The sequence below is a fragment of the Photorhabdus viridis genome (assembly GCF_040256935.1).
Classification (GTDB): Bacteria; Pseudomonadota; Gammaproteobacteria; order Enterobacterales; family Enterobacteriaceae; genus Photorhabdus; species Photorhabdus viridis.
In genome coordinates this window covers 54,329-68,082 of sequence record NZ_JBEJZY010000006.1, presented here as the reverse complement: position 1 = coordinate 68,082, position 13,754 = coordinate 54,329, and the positions used below count along the sequence as shown (strand labels likewise).

Annotated in this window: 12 protein-coding genes; 5 read left to right on the top strand and 7 right to left on the bottom strand. The window is 41.8% G+C overall.

Translation table 11 applies throughout. The features are described from left to right. Position 1 precedes the first annotated feature (1 nt). Both ABR397_RS03620 and metG read right to left on the bottom strand, forming a co-directional pair. Positions 2-430, bottom strand: coding sequence for a CidA/LrgA family protein (locus ABR397_RS03620; RefSeq protein ID WP_350304516.1), 429 nt, complete (start codon positions 428-430; stop codon positions 2-4). 257 nt (positions 431-687) lie between these two features. After that, the gene (gene metG / locus ABR397_RS03615; protein WP_350304515.1) at positions 688-2,715 is read right to left on the bottom strand and encodes a methionine--tRNA ligase; all 2,028 of its coding nucleotides are present in this window, start codon (positions 2,713-2,715) and stop codon (positions 688-690) included. A 221-nt stretch (positions 2,716-2,936) separates the two neighbouring features. Here metG and apbC point away from each other — a divergent pair, with 221 nt between their 5' ends. The 4 genes from apbC to asmA all read left to right on the top strand — a co-directional run bounded on the left by apbC (position 2,937) and on the right by asmA (position 7,475). Next, positions 2,937-4,049, top strand: a complete 1,113-nt coding sequence (apbC, locus tag ABR397_RS03610; protein WP_350304514.1) for an iron-sulfur cluster carrier protein ApbC — start codon at positions 2,937-2,939, stop codon at positions 4,047-4,049. Between the two features lie 245 nt (positions 4,050-4,294). Next, positions 4,295-4,936, top strand: a complete 642-nt coding sequence (udk, locus tag ABR397_RS03605; protein ID WP_350304513.1) for a uridine kinase — start codon at positions 4,295-4,297, stop codon at positions 4,934-4,936. Between the two features lie 55 nt (positions 4,937-4,991). Next, on the top strand, positions 4,992-5,573 hold the full coding sequence (gene dcd, locus ABR397_RS03600; protein WP_036850859.1) for a dCTP deaminase: 582 nt from the start codon (positions 4,992-4,994) through the stop codon (positions 5,571-5,573). 54 nt (positions 5,574-5,627) lie between these two features. After that, positions 5,628-7,475: an outer membrane assembly protein AsmA gene (gene asmA / locus ABR397_RS03595; RefSeq protein ID WP_350304512.1), complete on the top strand. Its 1,848-nt coding sequence runs from the start codon at positions 5,628-5,630 to the stop codon at positions 7,473-7,475. A 184-nt stretch (positions 7,476-7,659) separates the two neighbouring features. Here asmA and ABR397_RS03590 read toward each other — a convergent pair whose 3' ends face one another. Beyond that, positions 7,660-9,231: a TerC family protein gene (locus tag ABR397_RS03590; RefSeq protein WP_350304511.1), complete on the bottom strand. Its 1,572-nt coding sequence runs from the start codon at positions 9,229-9,231 to the stop codon at positions 7,660-7,662. A 248-nt stretch (positions 9,232-9,479) separates the two neighbouring features. On the opposite strand from ABR397_RS03590, the gene gndA reads away from it, so the two are divergent. Continuing rightward, entirely contained in the window at positions 9,480-10,886 is a 1,407-nt protein-coding gene (gene gndA / locus ABR397_RS03585) for an NADP-dependent phosphogluconate dehydrogenase (RefSeq protein WP_350304510.1), read from the top strand. Positions 10,887-11,035: 149 nt separating this feature from the next. On the opposite strand, the gene ABR397_RS03580 is transcribed toward gndA, so the two are convergent. From ABR397_RS03580 to ABR397_RS03565, 4 genes are all read right to left on the bottom strand, one after another. Continuing rightward, positions 11,036-11,158: a hypothetical protein gene (locus ABR397_RS03580; protein ID WP_350304562.1), complete on the bottom strand. Its 123-nt coding sequence runs from the start codon at positions 11,156-11,158 to the stop codon at positions 11,036-11,038. 39 nt (positions 11,159-11,197) lie between these two features. Then, complete coding sequence (locus tag ABR397_RS03575) at positions 11,198-11,497, bottom strand: beta/gamma crystallin domain-containing protein (RefSeq protein WP_350304509.1); 300 nt, start codon at positions 11,495-11,497, stop codon at positions 11,198-11,200. 492 nt (positions 11,498-11,989) lie between these two features. Beyond that, positions 11,990-12,610: a beta/gamma crystallin domain-containing protein gene (locus ABR397_RS03570; RefSeq protein WP_350304508.1), complete on the bottom strand. Its 621-nt coding sequence runs from the start codon at positions 12,608-12,610 to the stop codon at positions 11,990-11,992. 591 nt (positions 12,611-13,201) lie between these two features. Further along, the gene (locus ABR397_RS03565) at positions 13,202-13,693 is read right to left on the bottom strand and encodes a YbaK/prolyl-tRNA synthetase associated domain-containing protein (protein WP_350304507.1); all 492 of its coding nucleotides are present in this window, start codon (positions 13,691-13,693) and stop codon (positions 13,202-13,204) included. Positions 13,694-13,754 lie beyond the last annotated feature (61 nt).

The following is a 13,754-nucleotide window of genomic DNA, read 5'->3' as shown; positions in this document are numbered from 1 at the left end:
TTTATTTCTCTTGTTTTTCTTGTTCAGTCTTAACTTCTGATACAGAGCCAATAATTGAACGTTCGCGGTGAACATAATGGGAACTGTAAGCAACAATAATCATAACCATTGCGGTGCTGATAAGGCATGAGAGGACAATCGGTAATATCTGTTGGCTGAGCTGATCGTAATAATTCATAACGCCTACACCGATAGGCAGAAACAGCAGGGTCATATTTCTCAGTAACAGACTGCAACCTGGTTTTGTCCAGTGGGCAGGAATCAATTGGAAAGCTAATAAGACAAACAATATTAACATACCGATAATGCTGCCGGGGACGGCGATGGGTAACAGAGCAGAGATGGCATTGCCTGCCAATAAACACAGATAAATCAGTACAAATGCTCGCAGGTACTGCCAACCTATAATCAGTACTTCACGAAACGACATAACAAAATTCCTAATTCCAGTGAGGAATTCATCATACAATTAACCCTAGGAATGTGCCATAGATCACATTCAAAAAAAGCGGGGACCATTGTTGATCCCCGCTTGTAAGATATATACCCGTCATCTTTCAAGTTGCCTCTTTGTTGGCTGCACTCGCTCACCCCGGTCACATAGTTATCTATGCTCCCGGGGATTCGTTCCCTTGCCGTCGCGATGCATCTTGAAATCCATAGGGTATATTGGCAATAAATTGACTGTTATTTCACCTGCATACCCGGCTGTGCGCCACTGTCAGGACTGAGCAGGAAGATATCTTTTCCGCCAGGCCCAGCAGCCATCACCATTCCTTCAGAAATACCGAAGCGCATTTTACGCGGAGCCAGATTGGCAACCATTATAGTTAAACGGCCTTCCAGGGCTTTTGGATCAGGATAGCTGGAACGGATACCGGAAAACACTTGGCGGGTTTCACCACTAAGATCCAGAGTCAGCTTCAGCAGCTTATCTGATCCTTCTACAAAATCAGCCTGTTTGATAAGGGCGACGCGCATATCAACTTTGGCGAAATCATCAAAAGTGATTGTATCCTGAATCGGATCTTCTGCCAGTGGACCGCTGATTTTTTGTGGTGCGCTGATGCTTTCTTTAGATGCAGTAACCATCGCATCGACTTTATCCATATCAATGCGGTTAAACAGCGCCTTAAAGGTGGAAACCTGATGATCCAGTAGAGGTTGTTCAAGACCATTCCAGGTCAGTTCTGTATTCAGGAAAGCTTCTGCGCGTTCTGCCAGACTTGGCAAAACCGGTTTTAGGAAAGTCATCAGAACGTGGAACAGGTTGATGCCCATTGAACAGATAGCTTGAAGATCCGCATCGCGGCCTTCTTCTTTTGCCACAACCCACGGCGCCTGCTCATCCACATAACGGTTTGCCAAATCAGCCAATGCCATGATTTCACGGATTGCTTTACTGAATTCGCGATTGTTGAACTCTTCCTCAATCACTTTCGCACCATCAATAAACTTCTGGTAAAGCGCCGGATCAGCCAGTTTATCCGCTAGCTTGCCATTAAAGCGTTTATTGATGAAACCCGCGTTACGGGAAGCCAGGTTAACAACTTTATTAACGATATCGCTGTTAACACGCTGAACAAAATCTTCCAGATTCAGGTCGATATCATCAATACGGGAAGAGAGTTTGGCCGCATAGTAATAACGCAGGCAGTCTGCATCCAGATGATCCAAATAAGTGCTGGCTTTGATAAACGTACCGCGGGATTTGGACATTTTCGTACCGTTGACGGTGACGTAGCCGTGAACAAACAGATTTGTTGGCTTGCGATAACCGCTGCCTTCCAGCATGGCAGGCCAGAACAGGCTGTGGAAATAGACAATGTCTTTACCAATAAAGTGATAAAGATCGGCGGTGGAATCTTTTGCCCAGAACTCATCAAAGCTCAGATTGCTGCGTTTGTCACACAGGTTTTGGAAAGAACCCATATAGCCAATAGGCGCATCCAGCCAGACATAGAAATATTTGCCCGGCGCATCAGGAATTTCAAAACCAAAATAAGGTGCATCACGGGTGATATCCCACTGCTGTAAGCCGGATTCAAACCATTCCTGCATCTTGTTAGCAACTTGTTCCTGTAATGCGCCGGAACGGGTCCATGCTTGTAACATGCTACTGAATGCAGGCAGATCGAAGAAAAAGTGCTCTGACTCACGCATTTCTGGCGTTGCGCCGGAGACAGCAGAACGTGGGTTAATCAGTTCTGTTGGGCTGTAAGTTGAACCACAAACTTCACAGTTATCGCCATATTGATCTTCTGCCTTACATTTCGGGCAGGAGCCTTTTACAAAGCGATCAGGCAGAAACATCCCTTTCTCAGGATCGTATAACTGAGAAATAGTGCGGTTCTTAATGTGGCCGTTCTTTTTCAGCGCCAGATAGATTTCAGTTGATAATTCCTGGTTCTCTTTGCTGTGTGTAGAGTGATAGTTATCATAGCTGATTGAAAAGCCAGTAAAATCCTGATGATGCTCTAGGTTCACGGCGGCGATCATTTCCTCGGGAGCAATACCCATTTGCTGAGCTTTCAGCATGATTGGTGTTCCGTGAGCGTCATCGGCGCAGATAAAGTGAACCTCTTTGCCGCGCATTCGTTGAAAACGGACCCAAATATCTGCCTGGATATGTTCCAGCATGTGACCAAGATGGATTGGACCGTTAGCATATGGCAACGCACACGTCACCAATAATTTTTTTGCGACTTGAGACATAGTAAGGATCTGACTTCCAATAAATGAAAAGGGAGTTTGATGTTACCTGATCAAAAAAATTGTCGCTAGGGTAACTCTTGATCTTCGCGGGTTTTATTGGATAAAAATTGAATCAGTGAGTGAGAAGTGGGTTTTTGTTGCTGACCTTATCCGAATGCATTGGGTTCTGTTATGATGAAAAGGTGGCTTTATAGTTAATCATGATAATCAAAGGAGCCGGGATGAGCGCAAAATCCCCCGAGCAGACCAACCCTGACCTGCTGAAATCTCAGGTAACAAAAATACTTGCTGCCTTTACACACCTGACGCTGGAACGCGATCTGACAGCTCTGAAAGCACTGCATCACTGCACGATGCTTGATGAGGTTCTGCACATTGAATTGATTATGCCGTTTGTCTGGCAGCGTGGTTTTGAGGCGCTGAAAGAAGCGACAACGCAAAAATTGCAGTCAGTGACCGGGGCTAAATCTGTTGCGTGGAAATTGAACCATGATATCAGCACATTACGCCGTGCTAACGATTTGCCGGGAATTAATGGTGTCCGTAATATTTTGGCTGTCAGCTCAGGTAAAGGTGGCGTGGGTAAATCCAGCACTGCGGTAAACCTGGCATTGGCATTGGCTCAGGAAGGGGCCAAAGTCGGTATTCTGGATGCGGATATTTACGGTCCTTCGGTTCCGAGCATGTTGGGAACCACCAAAGAGCGCCCAACTTCCCCGGATGGTCAGCATATGGCGCCTATTATGACTCATGGCCTTGCCACTAATTCCATTGGCTATCTGGTGACAGATGACAATGCAATGGTATGGCGTGGCCCGATGGCCAGTAAGGCATTGATGCAGATGCTACAGGATACATTATGGCCGGATCTTGATTATCTGGTTATCGATATGCCGCCGGGAACCGGTGATATTCAGCTTACGTTGTCACAAAACATCCCGGTCACGGGGGCGCTGGTGGTGACAACGCCTCAGGATATCGCCTTAATTGATGCGATGAAAGGCATTGTCATGTTCCAAAAAGTGAAAGTTCCTGTACTGGGGATCGTTGAAAACATGAGTGCGCATATTTGCGGCAACTGTGGTCACCTGGAGCCTATTTTTGGTACCGGCGGGGCGGAAAAACTGGCCGCTAAATATCATTGTAAACTGTTGGGACAAATTCCTCTGCATATTTCGTTACGTGAAGATCTTGACCGTGGAGAGCCAACCGTTATCAGCAATCCTGATAGTGAATTCACGGATATTTACCGGGAAATTGCAGCGAATATTTCTGCGCAGATGTACTGGCAGGGTGAGAAGATACCGACGGAAATTTCGTTCCGCGCTGTTTAATATCCATATTCGGTTAGTCGTAATGGGTTGTGATATTTTCATAACCCGTTTTTGTGTATCGGAAGAAAGAATTCTTTTCAGATTCATATCTGTTGCATGGCTCTTATGCGAAACGCTTCGAAAAAAATGAGACTTAATCTTGTTTACACTGGAACAGATATCATTAACTCCCTATAATCTCGCCCGACTTAGCACTCTTAGGTGCTTTGTTCCCCATTTTTTCTAGAATCAGGTTAATCTCTATTATGGCTGACGAAGCACATCAGTGCACAATTGTAGGAATTTCCGGTGCATCTGCCTCAGGTAAAAGTCTCATTGCGAATACACTTTACCGTGAACTACGCGCTCAGGTTGGTGATCACAACATCGGTATTATCCCAGAAGATTGTTACTATAAAGACCAAAGCGATCTATCAATGGAAGAGCGTTATAAGACCAATTATGACCACCCAAGTTCCATGGATCACAATCTGCTCTTTTCTCACCTGCAAGATCTAAAAGCCGGTAAATCAATTGAATTACCACAGTATGATTATGTCGCGCATACCCGAAAGTCAGAATCGATTCATTTTGCGCCGAAAAGAGTTATTATTCTGGAAGGTATTCTGTTATTGACGGATAAGCGCTTGCGCCAGGAGATGGACTTCTCTATTTTCATTGATACACCGTTGGATATTTGTCTTATGCGTCGTATTAAACGGGATGTTAATGAACGGGGGCGTTCTCTGGATTCTGTGATTGAGCAATATCATAAAACTGTACGTCCAATGTTTCTGCAATTTATTGAACCATCAAAACAATATGCAGATATTATTGTGCCGCGCGGGGGTAAAAACCGCGTAGCGATTGATGTGCTGAAAGCCAAAATTGGTCAGTTCTGCGAATAATAAAACTTTGCTTGTCAGGCATTGATAAGCATCATCGTATTTGAGAGGGAAAAGAATGCGACTCTGTGACCGTGACATTATTAAATGGCTTGATGAAGGTAAATTGGTCATTTCTCCGCGTCCGCCGATTGAACGAATTAACGGGGCAACGGCTGATGTGCGCCTTGGAAACCAGTTTCGTGTTTTCCGTGGTCATACTGCCGCGTATATTGATTTGAGTGGTCCAAAAGATGAAGTGAGCGCTGCCCTTGATCGCGTGATGAGCGATGAAATTATCCTGCCTGATGATGAGGTTTTTTTCCTCCATCCCGGAGAGTTGGCACTGGCTGTCACTTTGGAATCCGTCACATTGCCTGATGATTTGGTGGGCTGGCTTGATGGACGTTCTTCTCTTGCCCGTCTTGGATTGATGGTGCATGTGACGGCGCACCGCATCGATCCGGGCTGGCATGGTCAGATTGTTCTCGAATTCTATAATTCGGGTAAATTGCCTCTGGCGCTGCGTCCGGGTATGGTGATCGGTGCTTTGAGTTTTGAACCGTTATCTGGCCCGGCTGATCGTCCATATAATCGTCGTCAGGATGCAAAATATAAAAATCAGCAAGGTGCGGTGAGTAGCCGTATTGATGAAGATTAATGTTTTTATCGGTTACTGAGTCGCATTTACCGCTTTAATAAAGCTGAGGAAGTCATGAAAAGATTACTGACGACACTGGTTATTTTGCTGGTCGTGATTATTACCGGTTTGGCGACATTAGTCATGTTAGTGAACCCGAATGACTTTCGTGCTTATATGGTTAAGCAGGTGCAAAAGAAGAGTGGCTATCAGCTTGTTCTGCAAGACGGCATGCGCTGGCATGCCTGGCCAAAACTCAGCATTATTACCGGGCGCATGTCATTAACTGCACCGGGAGCGGCGCAGCCGGCAGTGACGGCAGAAAATATGCGCCTGGATGTGGAGCTGTGGCCACTGCTTTCCCATCAGCTTGTAGTTAAAGAGGTGATGTTAAAAGGGGCGGTGTTGCGATTAACCCCGGAAAGCAAAGTTCAGGAAAAAGAGAATGCCCCTATTGCACCGAAAGGGAATCCAGCAAATCCTGTCGCTAAAGGGGAACGCTGGAAACTTGATATTGCCAGAATTAAAGTCGCTGACAGTTTACTTATCTGGCAAAGCGATGATCACGCTCAGTTGAATGTCCGCGATATTAATCTGCTTATGAAACGGGGTGATCAAAACCATATCAGTGTGGAATTGAGCAGTAAGGTCAATAAGAATCAACAAGAACTGGCTTTTAATCTTAATGCAAATGTAGACATTTCTGGTTATCCATATCGTGTTGCCGGTAATATTGATTCTTTCGATTATCAGCTTCAGGGGGTAGGTATACCCACGGCAGGAATTAGTGGTTCGGGAAAAGTGAATGCTGTTTATCAGGAAAAAACGGCAGATAAACCACAAACAATCTCTCTACAGGCACTGAATTTCACTGCTAATGAGAGTGATCTGCATGGCAGTATAAAGGCAATATTAGGTGCTCACCCTGATTATCAGATAAATTTATCTTCCCAAAAATTGAATTTAGATAATCTGGTGGGGTGGGATTTGCTTTCTGAAGATAACTCAGAAGCAAAACGCCATTACCGGATAGAGAATAGTTCGGCTAAACCAGTGATTGCGGTTTCGAGTCCAGCTCAGCTTGATTATAGCGCTACATTTTTGAATGATTTTGATGCCGGTGTTACTGTTAATGCGAACAAATTTATTTATCGGGGGATGGAAATCGATGACCTGATATTTAAAGCCGAGAGTAATGAAGGTATTGCCGAAATTTCTGTTCTGAGTGGGAAATTATTTGGTGGTCATTTCTCCCTTCCAACCATTCTGGATGCAACAGGCAATCAACTTAAATTGCATACCAAACCTTTACTGCAAGATATAGAATTGGAACCCGTACTCAAAGCATTTTCTTTACCACAGGCATTTAGTGGTAAATTCAATCTTAATGGCGATCTTTCTGGTAAAGGATATGGTGGTTATGCTATTTCGCATATTTGGCATGGTGATCTTAATTTTAGTTTAGTTAATGCAAAAATGTATGGATTGAATATCTCCCAATTGATCCGGCAATCTGTTGCTCGTGCAACGAATAAAGTGAATATTCCTGATGATATGGATAACTTTACCCGTGCCAAAAGGCTTGATATTAAAGCAGTACTTAATCAGGGTGATGTAAAAATCAGTCAGCTTCATGCCGTATCCGAGCTGCTAAATATTGACGGCCAGGGTGAGGCCAACTTGCTTAAACAAGATGTTGATGTTGCTTTAAAAGTGCAGGTAACACAAGGGTGGGGTGCAGATGATGAATGGGTGCGCCGTTTGCGAAAACTGAAAGTACCACTGCGGGTTTATGGTAATTGGAGTAATCTGAAATACAACTTTGATATTGAGCAATTGTTACGTAATGAGCTGGAGAACAAAGCAAAGCAGGCTATCAATGATTGGGTTGAACGTAATAGCAATAGTAATAAAGAACAATAGAACGCTCTGGTGCATTCGGTGCGCTTTGTTGAACCATTGAAGTTTGCTGGGTTAAACTGCGAAGTTATAATGAATGCCGTCAAGGGATTCAATGCCCCGGTACAGTTCATCAGAACTGACCGGGCTTTTATTTTATTCCTGGAGGAAAATAAGAACTTGGTGATGCTGGTGAAATAGCTCCGGGTTATTCTTTATCTTCTTCCTCTGAAACCAATGGCGTAATTTTTACCTTATTAATTCGGTGACTTGTGACTTCCAATGGCTCAAACAGATAATTATCAATCTGCAATTGCTCACCTTGTTGTGGAATATGTTGTGAATGCTCCATCAATAAGCCTGCTAAGGTTTGATATTCACGCTTCTCATCCAGTTGCAAAGGAACGTAAAGGATCAAATCATCCAGCGGCATATAACCATTGGCAATCCAGCAGCCATTTTCAGTCGTTTGAATATCATGACGGGCATCAGTTTCTTCGCCATCTACCGGCAGATTACCCGCGATAGTTTCCATGACATCGGTCAGAGTAACGACACCTTCCACAGAACCAAATTCATCGACGACAAACGCGAAGTGAGTCTGTGCCTGGCGGAACTGTTCCAACGCCTGAAGCAGGGAAAGTTGCTCAGGGAAAATCAGCGGTTGTTTTATCAACGAATGCAAATCAAAAGGCTGCTGGTTGAGTTGTTGATTCAGTAAATCAATGACATGGACAACACCTAATGGTTCGTCACTGACATTTTCATCTGTCACGACAATACGTGTGTGAGGGTTTTTACTCAGTATTTGCGTCAGATTTTCCGCCGGTGCATTGATATCAAGGTATTCCACGTCGTGGCGTGAGGTCATGATACTGTTGACGTTACGCTGCGCCATACCCAAAACTCTGGCAATCATCTGGCGTTCTTGTGGATCAAACACTTCTTGATTATCAGAAATCAGATTAGATGTATGGTTATCCAATTCTGCCTTTTCATGTTTACCACTGAGGATACGCAAAACCGCCTCCGCTGTTCTTTCACGTAGTGAGCGGGAAGCGGTAAGAAATCTGCGGCGGTTAAATTGAGCGAACTGGTTTAAGGATTCAATCATAATTGAGAAGCCGATGGCGGCATACAAGTAACCTTTTGGTATGTAATAACCAAAACCTTCGGCAACCAGACTGAAACCAATCATCAGCAAGAAGCTCAGACAGAGAATAACGATGGTTGGATGAGCATTGACGAAGGTTGTTAACGGCTTACTTGCCAGTATCATCAGGAACATCGCGATGGTTACTGCTGCGATCATGATACCAATATTATTAACCATACCGACAGCAGTAATCACTGAGTCTAGAGAGAAGACGGCATCAAGGACAATGATCTGCGCGACAACCGTCCAAAATTTAGACGTTTTGCGTTGTTGCCCTGAGTGTGCATCTTTGCCTTCCAGTCGTTCGTTTAGCTCCATAGTCGCTTTGAATAGCAAGAAAAGGCCACCTACCAGCATAATCAAATCACGGGCACTGAATGGATGTTCCCAAAGCGTAATTAATGGATTAGTTAGCGTTATCAGCCAGGAGAGACTAAAAAGCAACACGACACGCATCAGTAGTGCGCAGGTCAACCCTGTGATACGCGCTTTGTCTCTTAGTTTTTCAGGAAGTTTATCTGCCAGAATGGCAATAAAGACCAGGTTGTCGATTCCGAGGACAATTTCTAGAACGATAAGAGTAACCAGTCCAGCCCATATCGTCGGATCTGCGATCCATTCCATACCGTTTGTTTTACCTTTCTTAATATGACGGCTTATGCCGAATAATGAATAATGGGCATTGACTCATAAAATTTCAATAGTTGATTTTTCATCTGAGGAAGTTTTTTTCAAAAAATAAGTTATGGCGGTATTGATAGCACCAATAACTATCCACTGAGCCTAATCCTGAGTTAACATGTGATCACATTAACAAATTGCATACTAATGATAATTAGTGTGCAAGTATTATCATCAGACAGGAGTTATTCATGTCCAAGCAGCAGATTGGTGTTGTCGGTATGGCGGTGATGGGGCGTAACCTGGCGCTGAATATTGAAAGCCGTGGTTATTCCGTATCTATATTTAATCGTTCAAGTGATAAAACTGACGAAGTGATTGCCGAAAATCCAGGGAAAAAATTAGTCCCAAGTTACACTATCGAAGAGTTTGTCGATTCACTGGAAAAACCGCGCCGTATTCTGCTTATGGTTAAGGCTGGCGAAGCAACCGATAAAACTATCGCTTCACTGACTCCGCATCTGGATAAAGGTGACATTTTGATTGATGGTGGTAATACCTATTTTCAGGATACTATCCGCCGTAACCGGGAACTTTCTGCTCAGGGCTTTAATTTTATCGGTACAGGTGTTTCCGGTGGTGAAGAAGGGGCATTGAAGGGGCCATCAATCATGCCGGGCGGTCAAAAAGAGGCGTATGAGTTGGTTGCGCCAATTCTGCAAGAGATTGCGGCTAAAGCTGAAGGTGAACCTTGTGTGGCATATATTGGCCCGGATGGCGCCGGTCATTATGTAAAAATGGTTCACAATGGGATTGAATACGGTGATATGCAGCTCATAGCTGAAGCCTATTCCTTACTGAAAAACGCTCTGAATCTGAGCAATGAAGAGTTGTATGAAATTTTCACTGATTGGAATAATGGTGAACTGAGCAGCTATTTGATTGAAATCACGGCTGATATTTTCCGTAAGAAAGATGAAGCAGGCCAATATCTGGTTGATGTGATTTTGGACGAAGCAGCAAATAAAGGGACGGGTAAGTGGACCAGCCAGAGCTCTTTGGACTTGGGTATTCCATTGACGCTGATCACTGAATCTGTATTTGCACGTTATATCTCTTCTCTGAAAGATCAGCGAGTTGCTGCTGCTAAAGTTTTGAGTGGGCCGCAAGTACAGCCATTCAAAGATGATAAAGCTGAATTTATTGAGAAAGTGCGCCGTGCACTCTATCTAGGTAAAATCGTCTCATATGCTCAGGGCTTTCAGCAATTGAAAGCGGCATCTGATGAGTACCAATGGAACTTGAATTACGGTGAGATCGCTGGAATTTTTCGCGCTGGTTGCATCATTCGCGCTCAATTCTTGCAAAAAATTACTGATGCATATAACGGAAATGCAGATATTGCCAACCTGTTATTGGCGCCTTACTTCAAGAAAATTGCTGATGAATATCAGCAGGCGTTGCGTGATGTTGTCTCTTATGGTGTGCAGAATGGCATTCCAACTCCCACTTTTTCCGCAGCTATTTCTTACTATGACAGCTACCGTTCAGCCGTATTACCAGCAAATCTGATTCAGGCGCAACGTGACTACTTCGGTGCCCATACTTATAAGCGTACTGATAAAGAGGGTGTTTTTCACACTGAATGGATGGAGTAGATCCTGTTATCAACGATTGACCGGAAGAGTGAAGCGTTTGTATTGGGTATGATGTCGTTTTAGCTTCCTCGATAATTCTGGGTGCGCCGTTGCGGTTTTTTGATCGTGTGCCGCAACGGTGCGGCTTAAATTAATTTTCAGAAAATGATTTATCTGAGAGTGATGATTGCAGCACCATGTGCATTATAAGAGAAAGAGTAAGAGAAATAGAATGCTCCGTTGCCAATATATTCTCCGGTGTTGGTATTTCTTACATATATTGAAGTGACTATCTCTTTCTGGACAACCCTGAATTTAGATGATCCTCTAATTTATTTATCAATATCTGGATTATCGATCACCCATTCATAGTATTTATTCTCTGGATCGTTATAGTGATGCCATATATGAACTTTTGATAATTTTCCAATTCTTACTGAGCGAAATTTGTCGTTAAGCTCTGAAGGGAGCGATATGATTCTATCAAGTCCAGGATATTCGTGTGACTTACCTTGATCGTTTTTTCTTCGAAAAATTTTACACCTGTGATTAATTATTTTGTCATTTTTTCTACTCCTCAAAGTTGATGTGAATAATATATAGATAGTAGATTCATATAATAAATGCAACATATTGTTTGAAATATTAAATGTTGATATTTACAGTAAGATTTTTACCTTAATTTTAGCATTCTCATTTAATATGAATATTTTTCACATTTGGTATTTTGGACAAATACTATCAAGTTATTTTTCATGAATAATATTACGTAAATACCTATAAATAAATATATAATAATGGAATGGTTGGATTTTTAGATAATTCATAAGAGAATCATTAGATAAGTCTTTTTCTGAAAAGAGGAATAGATGGAAGTGAATTATCGATTGTTGAAAAATTTACTGTTCCGGCAGAGACTACGACCTGTTTTTTATCATCATTTACTACAGGTTATTTATTAAGTATTGATAAATAAGAAGAAATAATTTATATTATCAAAGTCTTTGATGATCTTGGAATACACCGTTGCGGTTGATGATGATATGCCGCAACGGTGTTACTTAAATTTTCAGAACGTAGCCTGTCTGAAAACAAGGATTAATTATTATTGCATCATACCCAGATTAGAACGAAAAGTCGGTACTGATGATATGAATATCAAAGCGGTTATTACCTGCGTTGACTATTCTCAGATTTTTAGGGAAATTAGCCTTCTCATCAATAGTAACAACACCATTTGAATCACGATGAAAATAGAATGATCCGTTATTAATATATACTCCAGTTTTGGTATTCCTTATCGCAATAGCAGTGACTAACTCTATATTATATGGGAGTATACCAACGAGCGCATAATCATCATCAGTCGTCGTTTCAACTGGGCCTACACAATGTGTATTTGTGAACATGGAGAATCTTATACCTGAATTGGTGTCATCAATGATTCTTAATGCAACCAGGCATGTATCCTTTGGTGCGATTTTAAATTTAGATAATCCTTTAATTTCTCTATCAATATCTGGATGATCATATTCCCATTCACGGTAACGTTGGCCTGGTTCCCAATTACTATAATGACGCCACGCATAGACTTTTGATAGCGTTCCAATTTTCACTGAACGAAATCTATCGTTGAGATCGTAAGGCAGTGGAATAATGCTATCGTTTTCTGGATAATGATGCGCTTCTCCTAGATAGTATTTTCTATCGAAAAAGGTTGCACCTGTAACTAATTTATCAGTCATATTTCTTTACTCCTTAAAAAACTTATTTTGGAAAAATGTAATCTTTCTTTCTGAAAGCAAATTCAGAATACAATGAGTGTGGGGTTTTTGTATTTAATAAAATATAATGAACAGATATATTAAATTGTTGCCAATATAACGTTAATATAATTGACATGCTATTTTTTGGCTAAAGGTTGAAATAAAGGTTCTGAAATTAAAATAATTGAAAATTCCTATCAAGGAATACCTTTATTTGGATGGGGAATTATCCCCTAAAGTAATTGATAACTTTTTGTATATGACTAAACAGTGAATAATTAGATATTCATGGTATTTGATAATTATATCTGTCTGTTTAATGTTCATATAATGTGAACATAATGATAATCATTATCTAATGATATGAATTTGCGGGGGGGAATAGTTACTGCTTTAAATGAAAAAACTTAAAGTATTATCTTAAATAGCCTATTCCTATAGACTATTTAATTAATTTTTCATCATTGAATTGAGAATTATTTGCTTACCTTAAGTTAGCAATGAAATTTACTTATGACATCTCTTCAACTTCAATCGACCTATTATCACTTTAATTTTCTGTAATTGTATTTATTCGGTCCGCCGAAAATTCACCAGTTCAGGTTGTGCAATTCGGTGATAATCTTTGGTGTTGAGAATGACAGAGCATTCAAGACTGCCGGCATTAAAGGCAAGTTCATCAAAGCGCTCAAACAATAAAGGGTCTGCAACCAGTTTTAAATCCGGATGGAAACTGAAAGGTGGAATAGCACCGAACACACATTGAGTCAGTTCAGAAACTTCTTTAGGACTTGCCAAGGATGCACGAGCGCCACCGAGCTGTTTTGCCAGTACGAAGAGATCAGCTTGTTGATCCGCAGGAAGTACAGCAAGTACATATTGACGGAACCCTCCCCCTTTAATGTGACAAACTAATCCTTTAGCGCCTTGTCCAAGTTGTGTACCACGAATTTTTGCAACTTCTTCAGAGCGACCTGCGGTTGGATGTTTTATCACTCGATAACGGGCATGACTATCATCCAGTAACATAATCAGACGGTTAAATATTTCATTAGAGGACAAAATAAACTCCTAAGCAAATAGTGTAATGAATTGATACATGATCTTTTTCAATTATTGGATT